The sequence below is a fragment of the Erythrobacter aurantius genome (assembly GCF_023823125.1).
GTDB classification, from domain to species: domain Bacteria; phylum Pseudomonadota; class Alphaproteobacteria; order Sphingomonadales; family Sphingomonadaceae; genus Erythrobacter; species Erythrobacter aurantius.
This window is the reverse complement of the sequence record NZ_CP090949.1, coordinates 969,309-983,086: the sequence shown is the minus strand read 5'-3', so window position 1 is coordinate 983,086 and position 13,778 is coordinate 969,309. Positions and strand designations below refer to the sequence as shown.

Annotated in this window: 14 protein-coding genes and 1 tRNA gene; 7 read left to right on the top strand and 8 right to left on the bottom strand. The window is 63.6% G+C overall.

Features of this window, described 5'->3' with window-relative positions; genetic code table 11:
* Window position 1: 1 nt before the first annotated feature.
* Genes solA through asd form a run of 3 tightly spaced genes read left to right on the top strand, consistent with a single transcriptional unit; the run spans window position 2 to window position 3,175 of the window.
* Complete coding sequence (gene solA, locus L1K66_RS04835; RefSeq protein ID WP_252259856.1) at window positions 2-1,198, top strand: N-methyl-L-tryptophan oxidase; 1,197 nt, start codon at window positions 2-4, stop codon at window positions 1,196-1,198.
* Window positions 1,195-2,307, top strand: coding sequence for an NAD(P)/FAD-dependent oxidoreductase (locus L1K66_RS04830; RefSeq protein WP_252259855.1), 1,113 nt, complete (start codon window positions 1,195-1,197; stop codon window positions 2,305-2,307). The genes solA and L1K66_RS04830 overlap by 4 nt, the downstream gene beginning before the upstream one ends.
* A gap of 13 nt (window positions 2,308-2,320) precedes the next feature.
* The gene (gene asd / locus L1K66_RS04825) at window positions 2,321-3,175 is read left to right on the top strand and encodes an archaetidylserine decarboxylase (RefSeq protein WP_252259854.1); all 855 of its coding nucleotides are present in this window, start codon (window positions 2,321-2,323) and stop codon (window positions 3,173-3,175) included.
* Here asd and L1K66_RS04820 read toward each other — a convergent pair.
* Window positions 3,161-3,307: a hypothetical protein gene (locus tag L1K66_RS04820; protein WP_252259853.1), complete on the bottom strand. Its 147-nt coding sequence runs from the start codon at window positions 3,305-3,307 to the stop codon at window positions 3,161-3,163. The two genes, asd and L1K66_RS04820, sit on opposite strands and share 15 nt — an antisense overlap.
* Before the next feature lie 128 nt (window positions 3,308-3,435).
* Between L1K66_RS04820 and istA the strand changes: the two genes are divergently transcribed.
* Entirely contained in the window at window positions 3,436-4,962 is a 1,527-nt protein-coding gene (gene istA, locus L1K66_RS04815; protein WP_252259852.1) for an IS21 family transposase, read from the top strand.
* Window positions 4,952-5,758, top strand: a complete 807-nt coding sequence (gene istB / locus L1K66_RS04810) for an IS21-like element helper ATPase IstB (protein WP_252259851.1) — start codon at window positions 4,952-4,954, stop codon at window positions 5,756-5,758. Before istA ends, istB begins: the two co-directional genes overlap by 11 nt.
* A gap of 338 nt (window positions 5,759-6,096) precedes the next feature.
* Here the strand turns inward: istB and L1K66_RS04805 are convergent, their stop codons facing one another.
* Window positions 6,097-6,678 carry an MFS transporter gene (locus L1K66_RS04805; RefSeq protein ID WP_252259850.1) on the bottom strand — a complete coding sequence of 194 codons (582 nt, stop codon included), beginning with the start codon at window positions 6,676-6,678 and terminating at the stop codon, window positions 6,097-6,099.
* Window positions 6,679-7,056: 378 nt separating this feature from the next.
* Window positions 7,057-7,132, bottom strand: a tRNA-Trp gene (locus L1K66_RS04800).
* 122 nt (window positions 7,133-7,254) lie between these two features.
* Here L1K66_RS04800 and aat point away from each other — a divergent pair.
* Entirely contained in the window at window positions 7,255-7,974 is a 720-nt protein-coding gene (gene aat / locus L1K66_RS04795; protein ID WP_407931976.1) for a leucyl/phenylalanyl-tRNA--protein transferase, read from the top strand.
* Here the strand turns inward: aat and L1K66_RS04790 are convergent.
* The 4 genes from L1K66_RS04790 to L1K66_RS04775 all read right to left on the bottom strand — a co-directional run bounded on the left by L1K66_RS04790 (window position 7,923) and on the right by L1K66_RS04775 (window position 10,251).
* Window positions 7,923-8,414: a DUF2155 domain-containing protein gene (locus L1K66_RS04790; protein ID WP_252259849.1), complete on the bottom strand. Its 492-nt coding sequence runs from the start codon at window positions 8,412-8,414 to the stop codon at window positions 7,923-7,925. The genes aat and L1K66_RS04790 overlap by 52 nt on opposite strands.
* A gap of 13 nt (window positions 8,415-8,427) precedes the next feature.
* Entirely contained in the window at window positions 8,428-8,847 is a 420-nt protein-coding gene (locus tag L1K66_RS04785) for an NADH:ubiquinone oxidoreductase subunit NDUFA12 (protein ID WP_034956022.1), read from the bottom strand.
* Between the two features lie 208 nt (window positions 8,848-9,055).
* Entirely contained in the window at window positions 9,056-9,580 is a 525-nt protein-coding gene (locus tag L1K66_RS04780) for a DUF192 domain-containing protein (protein ID WP_034956023.1), read from the bottom strand.
* The gene (locus L1K66_RS04775) at window positions 9,574-10,251 is read right to left on the bottom strand and encodes a regulatory protein RecX (RefSeq protein WP_252259848.1); all 678 of its coding nucleotides are present in this window, start codon (window positions 10,249-10,251) and stop codon (window positions 9,574-9,576) included. The genes L1K66_RS04780 and L1K66_RS04775 overlap by 7 nt, the downstream gene beginning before the upstream one ends.
* 129 nt (window positions 10,252-10,380) lie before the next feature.
* On the opposite strand from L1K66_RS04775, the gene L1K66_RS04770 reads away from it, so the two are divergent.
* Window positions 10,381-12,114: a fatty acyl-AMP ligase gene (locus L1K66_RS04770; protein ID WP_252259847.1), complete on the top strand. Its 1,734-nt coding sequence runs from the start codon at window positions 10,381-10,383 to the stop codon at window positions 12,112-12,114.
* A gap of 54 nt (window positions 12,115-12,168) precedes the next feature.
* Here the strand turns inward: L1K66_RS04770 and L1K66_RS04765 are convergent, their stop codons facing one another.
* On the bottom strand, window positions 12,169-13,734 hold the full coding sequence (locus L1K66_RS04765) for a DUF389 domain-containing protein (RefSeq protein ID WP_252259846.1): 1,566 nt from the start codon (window positions 13,732-13,734) through the stop codon (window positions 12,169-12,171).
* Window positions 13,735-13,778 lie beyond the last annotated feature (44 nt).

Genomic DNA, 13,778 nt, shown 5'->3' with positions numbered 1-13,778 from the left:
CATGGCGGTGCGCGCGCATGACGTGATCGTGATCGGGCTGGGCGCGATGGGCAGCGCCTGCCTTCGCGCCCTCGCCCGCGCGGGACTGCGCGTGCTCGGGATCGACTGCTACACCCCGCCCCACGCGCATGGTTCGACGCACGGCGAGACCCGCGCGACCCGGCTGGCAGTGGGCGAGGGGGATGTCTATGTCCCGCTTGTTCAGCGCAGCCATGCGATCTGGCGCGAACTGGAAAACCGCATCGGTGAGCGCCTCCTCGAAGAATGCGGGTTTCTCACTATCGACACAAGCAGGGGCGGCGGGGAACTGCACGGCATGGGCGGATTCTTCGATCGCACTGCGGCGATCGCCCAGCGCCACGGCATCCGTCACGAATTTCTCGATGGCCGCGCGATCCGCGAGCGCTTCCCCGCTTTTGCCCCGCCCGATGACGCCCGCGGCTATTTCGAGCCCGGCGGCGGCTTCGTCCATGTCGAAAGCGCGCTTGGCGCCTTGCTGGCCGATGCTGCCGCCGACGGAGCGCAGGTGCACACGGGGGAGACCTTCCCTGGCTTCAGCGACGACGGCGGCGGGATCACGGTGCGCACCGACCGCGCCGTATACAGCGCCCACACGCTGGTGATGACCGCCGGGCCGTGGCTCCCACAGCTGCTGGGGAGCGCCCTTGCTCCGGTGCGGCTTTTTCCGCAGCAGTTGCACTGGCTGGAGCCGAGCACGGCGGATGCCTTTGCCCGCGACCGGTGCCCGGTCTATCTCTGGCTGCATGGCGAAGGGCCGGACGACATTTTCTACGGCTTCCCGCAAATCGGCGCGGCGCGAGAAATCAAGGTCGCCACGGAACAGTCGCGCAAGCAAGACAGCAATGCAGACACGCCCGCCCGCTGTGATGCAGCATCGCGCGACGTTCTGATTGACACCCATCTGGCCGGGCGCCTGGCTGGCACGATGCGCGGCCTGCGCTCGGCGGGTTGCCGCTATTCCGTAAGCCCAGACGGGCATTTCGTGATCGACCGCCTGCCTGACGCGCGCCGGGTGATCGCGGTCTCGGCCTGTTCGGGCCACGGGTTCAAGCATGCACCGGCGATCGGGGAGCTGGTGGCCGACATGGTGCAGTCAGGCGGCCCCACCCTCCCCGAATTCGCCATCGACCGGCCCGCCCTCACTGATGGCTGGCGCAACAGGGAAAGCCAGAAATGACAAACGCCCATGACATCGTGGTTATCGGCGCCGGGATCGCCGGGGCCTCGCTCGCGGCAGAATTGGCGTCCACCGCCCGCGTCCTGCTGCTGGAGCGCGAGGCGCGCCCCGGGATGCATTCGACCGGGCGTTCTGCGGCGATGTTCCACCTTACCTATGGCGGCCCGCGCGTGCAGCCGCTGAGCGCGCTGGCGCTCGAACGCTTCGGCATGCTCGACCCGCAGTTCTGGCCCCATCCGGTGCTGGCCCCGCGCGGCATGGTGATGATTGCCGACGAAGCAGGCGAGGCGGCGCTGGCAGATCAGGTTGCCCACAGCAGCGGCGCGCTGGTGCCGGTCACCAGCGCCGAGGCGCAGGCGCGTTTTCCCCTGCTGCGCCCCGAGGCCTTCTGCGCGGCGGCAATCGACGAGAGCGGACAGGATATCGACGTCGATGCCCTGCACCAGGGCTATCTGCGCCAGTTCGCCGCGCGGGGCGGCACGCTGATGTGCAAGGCAGCGATCACCCGGATCGCCCGCAGCGGTAGCGGTTGGCTGCTTGAGACCACCAACGGCCCGCTCACCACCCCGCTGATCGTCAACGCCGCCGGGGCCTGGGGCGATCAGCTCGCGCAACTAGCGGGCGTCACCCCAGTCGGCCTGCAACCCAAGCTGCGCACCGCCGCCCTGATCGAGGCACCTGAAGGCAGCAACCACTGGCCGATGCTGATCGATGCGCTCGAAACCTTCTATGTGAAGCCCGATGCAGGCCGCTTCATACTTTCGCCGGCCGACGAGACCGATGTCGAGGCCCACGACGCCGCCGCCGACGACATGACGCTGGCCGAAGGGGCTGAGCGGATGGCGCATTACATCGACTGGGAAGTGCGCAAGAAGCCCGTCGCCTGGGCGGGCCTCAGAACCTTCAGCCCCGACCGCGTGCCCGTGATCGGTTTCGACCCGGACGAAACCGGCTTCTTCTGGCTGGTCGGACAGGGCGGCTTCGGCGTGCAGTCTGCCGCCGGCGTCGTCGCCCTCGCCGCGCATCTGATCGCGCCGGGCACCTTCCGCCAGCCCGCCGAGCTCGACCCGCAGCACTATGACCCCGCCCGCTTCCGGCGCAGCGCCTGACAGGTATCCGAGCATGACCTCCCCCTTCGTCCTGCTTCAGCATCTCGCCCCGCAACATGCCCTGTCGCGCCTGGCCGGAGCCCTCGCATCGAGCGAGCGGGTATGGCTCAAGGACTGGATGATCCGCCGCTTTTCCGCCACCTATGGCGTCGACATGGCCGAGGCCGCTCGGGGGCTTTCGGAATTTGCCAGCTTCAACGACTTCTTCACCCGCGAACTGCGGCCCGGTGCGCGGCCGCTGGCCGATGCGTCGGAATTCATCCTCAGTCCGGCAGACGGTGCGATCAGCCAGGTTGGCACCATCACCGGCGGGCGGATTTTTCAGGCCAAGGGGCGCGATTTCAGCGCCGCCGAGCTGCTTGGCCTCGGCGCGGAGACGGCAGCGCGGTTCGAAGGCGGGCAGTTCATGACGATCTACCTATCGCCGCGCGACTATCACCGCGTGCACCTGCCTGCACCCGGACGCCTGCGCACTACCGCCTATATTCCGGGCGATCTGTTCTCGGTGAACGGAACGACGACGGAGCAAGTCGACCGGCTGTTCGCCCGCAACGAACGCCTCGCCTGCCTGTTCGATGGCCCCGCCGGCAGCTTCGCCAGTGTGATGGTGGGCGCGATGATCGTCGCCGGAATCGACACGGTCTGGCCGCATCGCTTCACCGGTCACGGGCGCAGTGTGGTGCGAGAGGACTTTGCCGGGGAAGCATGGGACTTCGCCGCCGGGGACGAAATGGGGCAGTTCCACTTGGGATCGACCGTAGTGCTGCTGTTCGAACCGGGGCGGGCCGATTGGCTGGAGAAGCTGCGCCCGGGCAGCGTTGTCAGGATGGGTCAGGCTATAGGACGGCGGCGATCAGTCGATGGTTGAGGGAGACTCTCCAGCCTGCCCGCCAACGCCGACAAATCCCATGAGCATCTCTTTCAACATCGCCGCGACCGAGGCATGCATTTCCGAGCCATATTCGATGTGGTCGATCGCCAGACCGCGCAGCGCGGCCACAGACAGGCGTCGGGCTGTAGATTTCCGTTGAGATTTGACCCGGGAGTGCGGTGAGTTTTCATTGAGATTTGACCCATGTTTTGACCGGTTCCTTGCTGTGAGCAGCGAGGGAGACAGGAGTGATCGACATGGCGTTACTGAGTGTAATCCGTCGCTGGCATTTGCGAGATCGGATGCCGATCCGGGAGATCGCGCGGCGCACTGGCTTGTCGCGGAACACGATCCGCAAGTATCTGCGCAGCGGCGCGGTGGAGCCGCATTTTCGGGTTCCCGAGCGTGCCAGCAAGCTGGACCCGTTTGCGGAGAAGCTGTCGCATTGGCTGCGGATTGAGGCTGGCAAGTCGCGCAAACAGCGGCGCACGGTGAAGCAGTTGCACGCCGATCTGGTGGCGTTGGGATTTGACGGTTCCTACGGGCGCGTTGCCGCTTTTGCGCGGGCATGGAAGGCGCAGCGGCAATATGAACAGCAGACCAGTGGGCGCGGGACCTTCGTGCCGCTGGTGTTTGCGCCGGGGGAGGCGTTCCAGTTCGACTGGAGCGAGGACTGGGCCATAATCGCTGGGGAGCGTGTGAAGCTGCAGGCGGCCCACACCAAGCTGGCGCACAGCAAGGCTTTTATCGTCAGGGCTTATCCGCTGCAGACCCATGAGATGCTGTTCGATGCGCTGACACAGGCGTTCAGGGTTCTGGGCGGTGTTCCACACCGCGGGATCTTCGACAACATGAAGACCGCGGTGGACAAGGTCGGCACTGGCAAGGCGCGGCAGGTCAATGCGCGGTTCGCAGCGCTGGCCAGCCATTATCTGTTCGAGCCTGAGTTCTGTAATCCTGCTTCCGGTTGGGAAAAGGGCCAGGTCGAGAAGAACGTTCAGGACGCCCGGCGCCGGTTGTGGCAGCGCATGCCAGCCTTCGCTGATCTTGATGCCCTCAATGCCTGGCTCGAGGAGCAATGCATCGCGCAATGGGCCGAGATCCCGCATGGCACTTTGCCGGGCACCATCGCGCAGGTGCATGCGGAGGAACTGCCCAGCCTGATGCCACTGGGTGGGCTGTTCGACGGCTTCGTCGAGCATACCAAGCGGGTCTCGCCGATCTGCCTCGTGCACTTTGAGCGCAACCGTTACAGCGTGCCAGCCAGCTTTGCGAACCGGCCGGTGTCATTGCGGGTTTACCCCGCGCGGATCGTGATCGCCGCCGAGGGGCAGATCCTGTGTGAACACGAGAGGATTATTGATCGCTCTCACCGCAGCGGCGGGCAGACGGTCTATGACTGGCGGCATTATCTCGCGGTGATCCAGCGCAAGCCCGGTGCCCTGCGCAATGGTGCCCCGTTCACCGAGATGCCCGATGCCTTCAGGCAGTTACAGGGGCAACTGTTGAAGCGCCCCGGCGGCGACAAGGAAATGGCCGAGATCCTGGCGCTGGTGCTCCAGCACGACGAGCAGGCGGTCCTGTGCGCGGTCGAGCTGGCACTTGAGGCAGGCGTTGCCACGAAGACCCACGTTCTCAACCTGCTGCACCGCCTGGTCGATGGAAAGCCCGCTGTCCCCGATCCTATCGCCGCCCCGCAAGCGCTGTCGCTGACGAGCGAGCCCAGAGCCGATGTGGCGCGCTATGATACGCTGCGCGCCAAGGAGACAGCCCATGCGTCATGACCCTGCCAGCGCGGCTGTCGTCGTGATGCTCCGCGGCCTCAAGATGTATGGCATGGCCGAAGCGGCCAGCGATCTCATCGAGCAGGGGGCGCCTGCGTTCGATACTGCAGTCCCGATCCTGTCCCAACTGCTCAAAGCCGAGATGGCCGAGCGTGAGGTGCGTTCGATCGCCTATCAGATGAAGGCCGCGCGGTTCCCCGCCTACAAGGATCTGGCCGGCTTCGATTTTGCTGCCAGCGAGATCAATGAGGCCATGGTGCGCCAGCTGCATCGCTGCGACTTTATCGATGGAGCGCACAACGTCGTCGCCGTCGGCGGCCCCGGGACGGGCAAAACCCACATTGCCACTGCGCTCGGCGTTCAGGCGGTCGAGCATCATCGCAAGAAGGTTCGCTTCTTCTCGACGGTCGACCTGGTCAATGCGCTCGAACAGGAAAAGGCCCAGAACAAGGCTGGCCAGTTGGCCGAACGCCTGCTGCGGCTTGACCTGATCATCCTGGATGAACTGGGCTATCTGCCGTTCAGTCAGTCAGGCGGGGCATTGCTGTTCCACCTGCTCTCGAAGCTCTACGAGCGCACCAGCGTGCTCATCACCACCAATCTGAGCTTCAGCGAATGGGCCAGCGTGTTCGGCGATGCCAAGATGACCACCGCGCTGCTCGATCGGCTGACCCACCACTGCCATATCCTCGAAACCGGCAACGACAGCTTCCGGTTCAAGGCATCCGCCGCACAGCGCAAAACCAAAAAGGAGAACGTCCAACCCTTGACCAAACCCAAGTCCGAACGGACATAGCTACCAACAACCCGGGTCACTTCTCGATGAAAATCCCGGGTCAAATCTCAACGGAAATCTACAGCCTGCTCACTAGATAACTGTTTCCGACCCAAACCCGGTCGTTGGCGACCGCTAAGTTGAACGACTGGTTCCGCCAAAAGCCGCCAGACTGCTATTGGGATGACCGATTGGCCGCGCTTATGTTCGGGTCTGGGTGGTCAGCTGCTTTTGCGCTGGAGAGCTTAAACTCCGACCAAGAGCGAGCTTTTCATCGGTGAAAGTCTTCAAGCAGAAGCAGGCGAAGACGCCGCGTTCAAGACCTAACATCATGAGCCAAACTGACAGGCTGCCCAGCATCACTTATGCGCGGCGAGCTCGCGCCTAATGTTGTCATGGAGCCGTTTATCCAGCCTGTATGAGCGGGCTATCAGCGCGATCGTCATAGCTCCGAGGAAAGGAATGCCGACCATGATGGCCTCCATTGCGAAAAGGGTATCGGGAGCTTGGTCTCTATTGGCTCTGAAACCGGAAAGATCGAGCAGTAGCCCGAGCAAGAGGGCGTTAATCCCGACAGCGGCCTTCTGGGCGAAGGTGGCGAAGCCGAACACCTTTGCCTCCGCCCGGTTGCCGGTTTTCCATTCTCCATATTCCACCGTGTCGGGCAGCATCGACCAGAACAGCACGGCGAGCGCGGACGAGCCTAGCCCGATGCAGGCGATGGCGGCGAACAGGAAAGCGGTCTGGTCGGCTTGCACGATCCAGAAGACCACATAGCCGACCATCGCCAGCAGGCTTCCGACCTGCAAGGCGAAAGATTTGCTTGTCGCGGTCGTAAGCCTGACCCAGCCGGGAACTGCGACCAGCAACAGGGCCGCGGGCGGCGCGCCTACTGGCTCACCCGCCGATAGGTTGGATCCAGCAATAGATGCGAAGGCCAAGGGACCTGACTTCGCGGGCATTCGTCCAATCACTATTTGGAATGGGATCGGGAGCTCTTGCCCTGGAGTGGGCGGCGCATTCGAGGTTCCCGACTTCACCGGGCGAAAAAGGCTGAGCGCCGACCTGCCGTGACCTCGTACGGTCCGGGCCGCAATACCAAGGGAGCGCTTGCGCGAATGATTGGGAGGCAGGGACAACCCTGTGCAGGACGCGTGGATACCTGGGAGCTTTTTGCGGGATCGGTCTTGCCCATCCAGCCGGGCCGATTCATAGTCGCGTGATCAAGGCCACGACAGGGTGCCACGACGGGGTGCCACGGGGTTTTGAATCGAAGAGAAACTCGTTTATTTTCAGTCTCTTGGGCTTCAATAAAGAGTTGGCAGGGGTGACAGGATTCGAACCCGTGGCCCTCGGTTTTGGAGACCGATGCTCTACCAACTGAGCTACACCCCTGCAGGGAACGCGCCCTTTATAGCGCCCCATCGCAATACGCAACACGCAAGTGCCACCTTGTCGCGAGCGAATTTACGCCACCGCCTGTCGCATCCGGCCTAGCCTTGGCGCAGGGCGCTGGTATGGCTGCGCACGTCATGCATTCGCCGCTGCGATCTCCGATTCCGATTGAGACCCTGCTGCTCGCCTATCGCAGCGGGATCTTTCCGATGGCGGATTCGCGCGAGGATCAGGACATCTTCTGGGTCGAACCGCGCGACAGGGCGATCATCCCGCTGGACGGGCTGCATGTCTCCAAATCGCTGCGCAAGGTGCTGCGCGCCGACAAGTTCAAAGTGACGATGGATGAAGCGTTCGAGGACGTGATCCGTGCCTGCGCCGCACCGCGTCCCGGCCATCCCGAAAGCTGGATCAGCGAAAGGATCGTCGCCAGCTATTCGGCGCTGCACCGTGCCGGCCATGCCCATTCGATCGAATGCTGGATCGAAACGCAGGGCAAACGCCTGCTGGTAGGCGGACTCTATGGCGTCGCCTTCGATCAGGTGTTCTGCGGTGAAAGCATGTTCAGCCATTCGACCGACGCCAGCAAAGTCGCGCTGTGTTGGCTCGTGGCGATACTGAACAAGGCCGGTTACACCCTGCTCGACTGCCAGTTCATGACCGATCATCTGGCAACCATGGGCGCGGTGGAAATGCCGCAGGCCGATTATCTGGTGCTGCTGCATCAGGCGCGGGGCAAACCTCAAATGTGGCTGGACGCGGCCTATCGCGAATTCGCTGCCGGAGCGGGTTATTCGTCGCCCGGAAACGCCATTGCGCAATTCTTGACCCAGACATCGTAGATCGGGTGCTCGACCACGTTGAGGCTGGGGTTCTCCTTGAACAGCCAGCCGGAAAAGACGCGGGTGTGTTCATCATCGCCGCGTTCGCGCACGTCGACCTGCACGAATGCCCCGGTTTCCTGCGGCATTTCGTAAGGCGCGGTGCGCTCGCAAGCGGCGAGGGTCAGGATCACCGGTCCGTCCTCGACGCTTTCGCCCGGGCGCAGCTCGAAATCCTTGGTGACGTTGTTACGCTTGTTCAGCAGGCCGATGGTCGCCACGCGTTCGGCCATCGGGGTCGACTGGCCGACTTCAAGCGGAGTCGAAGGCTCCGCCGCGTCTGTTGCACCCTCTGCTTCGACAGGCACGGTGACGCTCTCGCTTTCGCCGTCCGTCTCCTGCTCGCAACCGGAGAGAACCAGAACCGCGATGGCGGAAAGGAAGACCGCTGAAACGCGCATCGCGACTCCGGGCCTAGCCCTCCGGGCTCCAGGCTTCGTAATCGCCATCAGCCGCGGCGCGCTTGCCGCCACGCTCAAGCGCGCCCTGCGGACGATATGCCTGCGCTGTGCCGGTAAGATTTGGCGTGTAGTCGGCTTCCCAGATCTTGGGCGGAGGCAGAAAGCTTTCCGGGACATCGTCGAACGAGCCGTGCAGCCAGCCGTGCCATTCACTCGGCACGCGGCTGGAATCGTTCGGGCCGTTGTAGATTACCCAGCGACGTTCCTTCTGGGTGTAAGAGCCGGTGTTCGGCCCACCGCGCCCCTTGGCACGATAATATTTGTTGCCCTGCGCATCGGTGCCGACATGTTCGCCGCCGACGCGGGTGGACCACCAATGCGTGCCAAGCGTCGCACCGTCCCACCAGGTGAAGATTTTGCCAAGGATTCCCATGGGCCGAGCCGTTAGCCGAATTGGAGCGGAGCGCCAAGACGGAGAGTTCGATGGAATGCCGGTTTTATGCACGCCCATCGGAAAAACGAGACCAATGGGCAGCACTGTCGCGCTGAAGCCGGACCGCGAAGCGGGCCGCAAGCGCGACTGCGCGCCCGCAGGCCCAATAGGGCCGAGGATACCGCGCCCCGGATGGGGCTCGCAATGATCAGGGCGCCGCGCCTTCGGGCAGTTTCCATTCGACCAGATCGCCCGGCTTGATCCCCAGTTCCGCCGACAACCCGCCGCGGATTTCGAACACGGCGATGGCCGGGCCGTCGGATGCGACGCTGGCGGTGGAATAGGGCACGCCATCACCGATATTGATGATGCGATTGTCCTCTCCGATAAAGATGATGTCGAGCGGCAACGGCGTGTTCTTCATCCAGAAACTGCGCATCTGCGGGACGTAGGAGGGGAAAATCATCCCCTCGTCATCGCCCATTTGCGTGCGGAACATCATGCCGCGTTGCTGCGCCTCGTTCGATGCCGCGACCTCGGTCACGAAAACATGGCGCTTGTCCCCGCTGAGCACGGTCACATCGATCAGTTCCAGCCCGGATTCGGGGTGGACGGCAGCGGCCTGAGTTTCGGGGGGCGCAACCGGCGCTTCCTGCGCAGCGCCATTGGCGGAACAGGCGGCCAGCCCCAGAACGGCAAACAGGGCGGCAATCGGGGCGGTCAGTCTTACCATGAACCAGCTTCCTTTGCGGTTTCTTCTTCGTCTTCGGCTTCGATCAGCCATTGATCGAGATCGTCGGGGGTGGCGGCTTCGAGGACAAAGGCCACGTGTTCATACAAGTGGCCTGCACGCAGCATCGCGGCAACCTGTTTTTCGCGCCGCTTGTGCCGTTCCTCGGGCGCTTCGTCGGGATCGGCTTCGGGGGCGTAGGGGCCGAAGCGGCGCTTTTTCGCAAGCAGCATCGCCGCGCGGCGACTGTCGGCTTCTCCGGGCGTATGATCGGCGCGCACGCCCTCTTCCACACCCGCCGCCCAAAGCGCCTGCTCGACCCGGCGCGCACCGTATCCGCGTGCCGTCAGATCGCGCGACTTGCTGCGCGCATAGGCATCGTCATCGATGTAACCCAGTTCGATGAAGCGGGTGACTATGCCGGTGACATCGATTTCGCGCACCCGGCCATCGGCATCTTCGGCAATGCCGCGTTCGCGCAGCTTGCGGGCAAGATATCCTTCGAGCTTGGCCCCGGTGGTGGCAAAACGCGCGACATAGGAAAGCGCCAGATCGCGCAAGCTCGTTTCGTCCAGCGGGCGCGATTTGCGCGCGCGCTTGCGCTCCGATCCGCTGCCCGATCCATCGGTCCGGCCGCTACCACGCGATGACGTTTTGCTTTCCTGTGAAACCATTTCGCCTTATTCGTGCCACAGTCCTTATCAAATGGGAAAGTTTGAACCGTTGCGCATGCGAGTGAGCACGGTAGGGGGACACTATACAAGGCGCAGACATGCGCAGCAAATGACGGGTATCGCTAGGAAATGACCGACGCCGCTTTGACGCCGACGCCGAACGATTGCGACCTGCCGCGAATCCGCGCGCAGTTCGAAACCTTCAACGACGCGATCGATTACGCTGCTCGCAGCCGCAAAGGCCTCAATTTTCATGACATGCGCGGGCAATTGGAGCGCGTGTATCCCTATGTCGAAATGCGCGAGGACGCGCTGGAAATGGCCTATCGCCTGATCGGCGCCGGTATCGGCCCGCAGGACCGCGTGGCGCTGATCGCGGAAACGGGGGCGGATTTCGCCGCGCTGTTCTGCGCCTGCGTCTATGCCGGGGCCTGGCCGGTCCCGCTGCCACTGCCGACAACCTTTGGCGGCAAGGACAATTACATTGAACAGCTGGCGGTGCAGTTGCAAAGCTCTGATCCGGCGATCCTGATCTATCCCGAAGAAATCGCGGAAATGGCCGAAGCCGCCGCCGCCCGGCAGGGTTGCCCCGCAACCAGCTGGCAGGAATTCTCCAAGCGCGAAGCGACCGAAACCGAGCTGCCCAAGGCGAGCCCGGACGACATCTGCTATCTGCAGTACTCCAGCGGCTCGACCCGCTTCCCCACCGGGGTTGCCGTCACTCACAGGGCGCTGCTGCACAATCTCTATGGTCATTCGACCACGATGAATCTGGGCGAGAATGATCGCTGCGTCAGCTGGCTGCCGTGGTATCACGACATGGGTTTGGTCGGCTGCTTCCTTTCGCTGATCGCCAATCAGGTGTCGGCCGATTATCTCAAGCCCGATGCCTTCGCCCGCCGTCCGCTGGCATGGCTCGACATGATCAGCCGTAATCCGGGCAACACGCTGTCCTATTCGCCGACCTTCGGATACGACATTTGCGCGCGCCGCATTTCCAGCCAGAGCAATGTCGGCGAACGGTTCGACCTGTCGCGTTGGCGCATCGCGGGGAACGGCGCGGACATGATCCGGCCCGACGTGATGCAGAATTTCGTCAACGCCTTTTCGGATGCCGGGTTCAAGGCCTCTGCCTTTACCCCGTCCTATGGTCTGGCCGAGGCGGTGCTGGCCGTCACCGTGATGCCGCCGGGCGAAGGTATCCGCGTCGAACTGGTAGAGGAAGAGCGCCTGTCGGGCACTCCGCGCGACATCAGCCGCCCCGCCCGTTACCGCGCGATCGTCAATTGCGGCAAGGCGCTGCCTGACATGAAGGTCGAAATCCGCGGCGAAGACGGGCACGCCAAGGGCGATCACCAGATCGGCAAGGTCTGGTGCCACGGCCCCAGCGTGATGCATTCCTATTTCCGCAATCCCGAAGCGACCGAGGATTGCCTCGTCGATGGCTGGCTCGACACCGGTGACATGGGGTATCTGGCCGACGGCTATCTGTTCATCGTCGGCCGGGCGAAGGACATGATCATCATTAACGGCAAGAACCATTGGCCGCAGGATATCGAATGGGCGGTGGAACAGCTGCCCGGCTTCAACCACGGCGACATCGCCGCCTTCTCGATCGAAACCGACAATGGCGAGGAAGCGCCCGCCGTGCTGGTGCACTGCCGCGTTGCCGATCCGGTTGAACGGGTGCGCCTGCGCGAACAGATCGCCGACAAGGTACGCTCGGTCACGGGCATGAGCTGCGTTGTCGAACTGGTGCCCCCGCGCACCCTGCCGCGCACGTCTTCGGGCAAACTGTCGCGCGCCAAGGCGAAAAAGCTGTATCTGTCAGGCGAAATCGTCCCGATCCAGCTGGCAGCGTAATCGCTTCCTGCTTCGCTGCCGAGGCTGCTCGCATTTGCGCGCGGTTGTATCCGACTAATTCCCGCCCCAGTCCGCACGCAGGGGGCCGCCCGCGCTGCGCACCGTCACGCTGACGCCGCGCTGGGCGAGCAGTTCCGCTGCCTGCGTTGCCTGATCCGACGGCCCGATCAGCACGATCGGCAGGTCGATCCGCTTGGAAGCCCATTCGACCGTGGCCAAGGCTTGCGCGCCCTCGGGCGTCGGGCCGGTTTCGTCAAAGGCGATTTCGTCCGGCAGATCACCAATCGGCGGCAGCAGCTCGATCATCCAGTCCGGCTCGGTCGCGGCAATTCGGGCTTCGAGCGCGCGATAGGCCGCCAGAGTCGCCCCATCGAGCCGTTCAGCGCGCACCGTCGCCCGGCGGCGAGTGCGGTCCACCGTGACTTCGTCTTCTGATACGCCCGCCACCAGCGCCAGCCGCGTGGCAAGGTCTTCAGCCCGCTCCAGCGCGACCGCTTCTTCATTGGCGCGAGCGGCGGAAAGCTGGGCCTGTTCGGCGGCGGCTGCTCCGGTGGGAACCTGATACTGGGTCAAGGTAAGCTCGACCGGGCGCGAAAGGCGCTGCGTCAGCGCGCGTTCGATCCTCGCTTCGGCTTCGGGCTGGATCTTGGGTGTCAGCATCGCCGCAGTGATCGAAACCGGGTCGGACGCGAAATCTATGGCGAGCGAATCGATCAAGGCATTGGGATCGAAGGCAACGCGGATTTCGTCGCGCGCGATGCGCTGGGCATTGGTCTGCCACGCGATCTGTTGCAGCGAATAGGCCAGCGGGATCGCCAGAGCCACGAACACGGCGGCAACGGCAATGTTCTGGTAAAGCGAATTGCGCTGGCTGAGGTTGGTCTGGAACCCGTACAGCCGCGCCATCGCCCATGCCGTGAGCGCGATGGTGATGAGGTTGGTGACATAGAGCAGCAGTGCGCCCGAAAACACCGTCCAGTTCCATGTCGCAAGACCGAAGCCGACTGTGGCGAGCGGCGGCATCAAGGCGGTGGCAATCGCCACGCCGACGATGGTGCCTTCGCGCCCTCGGATCATGGCATAAGCGCCCGCCATTGCCGAAAACAGCGCGACGAACAGGTCGAACAGGTTCGGCTGGGTGCGTGCGGCGATTTCCGGCGTGATCGTCTGGATCGGCGACAGATAGACCAACGCCCCTGTAAGCCCGACGGCCATCACCGTGCCCCAGGCAAGGCTTTTCGCGGATTGCCGCAGCCAATGGTAATCGCCGATCGCCAAGGCAAATCCCAAACCCATGATCGGCCCCATCAGCGGCGACAGCAACATTGCGCCGATCACCACCGCCGGCGATGACAGCAACAGGCCGAGCACCGCAATGCCCGCGCTCATCGCGGTCATGAACAGGTAGCGTTCCGACATCAGGCAGTCTTCACGACGCTTCTCGATCACTTCGGCCTGTTCGACCGTGCCGATCACATCTTCGCGCCACCAGCGACGGAAGCTGAACAGCACGCGGGTGATCGACATGCCTTCGCCCTGTACCGCGCCGATGTCCTTGTTGGGGAGCGGGGTGTAGCCGGAGCTGGAAGGTGCGGGCGGAGGAGTGGTTTCGTCAGTCACGGATCGTATTTTCCCGAATTGAACGCAGCATCTAGACCGATTTG

Coding starts and splice junctions, on each gene's coding strand:
- asd (WP_252259854.1), top strand. CDS start 2,321: ATGACCTCCCCCTTCGTCCTGCTTCAGCATCTCGCCCCGCAACATGCC.
- istB (WP_252259851.1), top strand. CDS start 4,952: ATGCGTCATGACCCTGCCAGCGCGGCTGTCGTCGTGATGCTCCGCGGC.
- L1K66_RS04775 (WP_252259848.1), bottom strand. CDS start 10,251: ATGGTTTCACAGGAAAGCAAAACGTCATCGCGTGGTAGCGGCCGGACC.
- aat (WP_407931976.1), top strand. CDS start 7,255: ATGGCTGCGCACGTCATGCATTCGCCGCTGCGATCTCCGATTCCGATT.
- L1K66_RS04830 (WP_252259855.1), top strand. CDS start 1,195: ATGACAAACGCCCATGACATCGTGGTTATCGGCGCCGGGATCGCCGGG.
- istA (WP_252259852.1), top strand. CDS start 3,436: ATGGCGTTACTGAGTGTAATCCGTCGCTGGCATTTGCGAGATCGGATG.
- L1K66_RS04785 (WP_034956022.1), bottom strand. CDS start 8,847: ATGGGAATCCTTGGCAAAATCTTCACCTGGTGGGACGGTGCGACGCTT.
- L1K66_RS04790 (WP_252259849.1), bottom strand. CDS start 8,414: ATGCGCGTTTCAGCGGTCTTCCTTTCCGCCATCGCGGTTCTGGTTCTC.
- L1K66_RS04780 (WP_034956023.1), bottom strand. CDS start 9,580: ATGGTAAGACTGACCGCCCCGATTGCCGCCCTGTTTGCCGTTCTGGGG.
- L1K66_RS04770 (WP_252259847.1), top strand. CDS start 10,381: ATGACCGACGCCGCTTTGACGCCGACGCCGAACGATTGCGACCTGCCG.
- solA (WP_252259856.1), top strand. CDS start 2: ATGGCGGTGCGCGCGCATGACGTGATCGTGATCGGGCTGGGCGCGATG.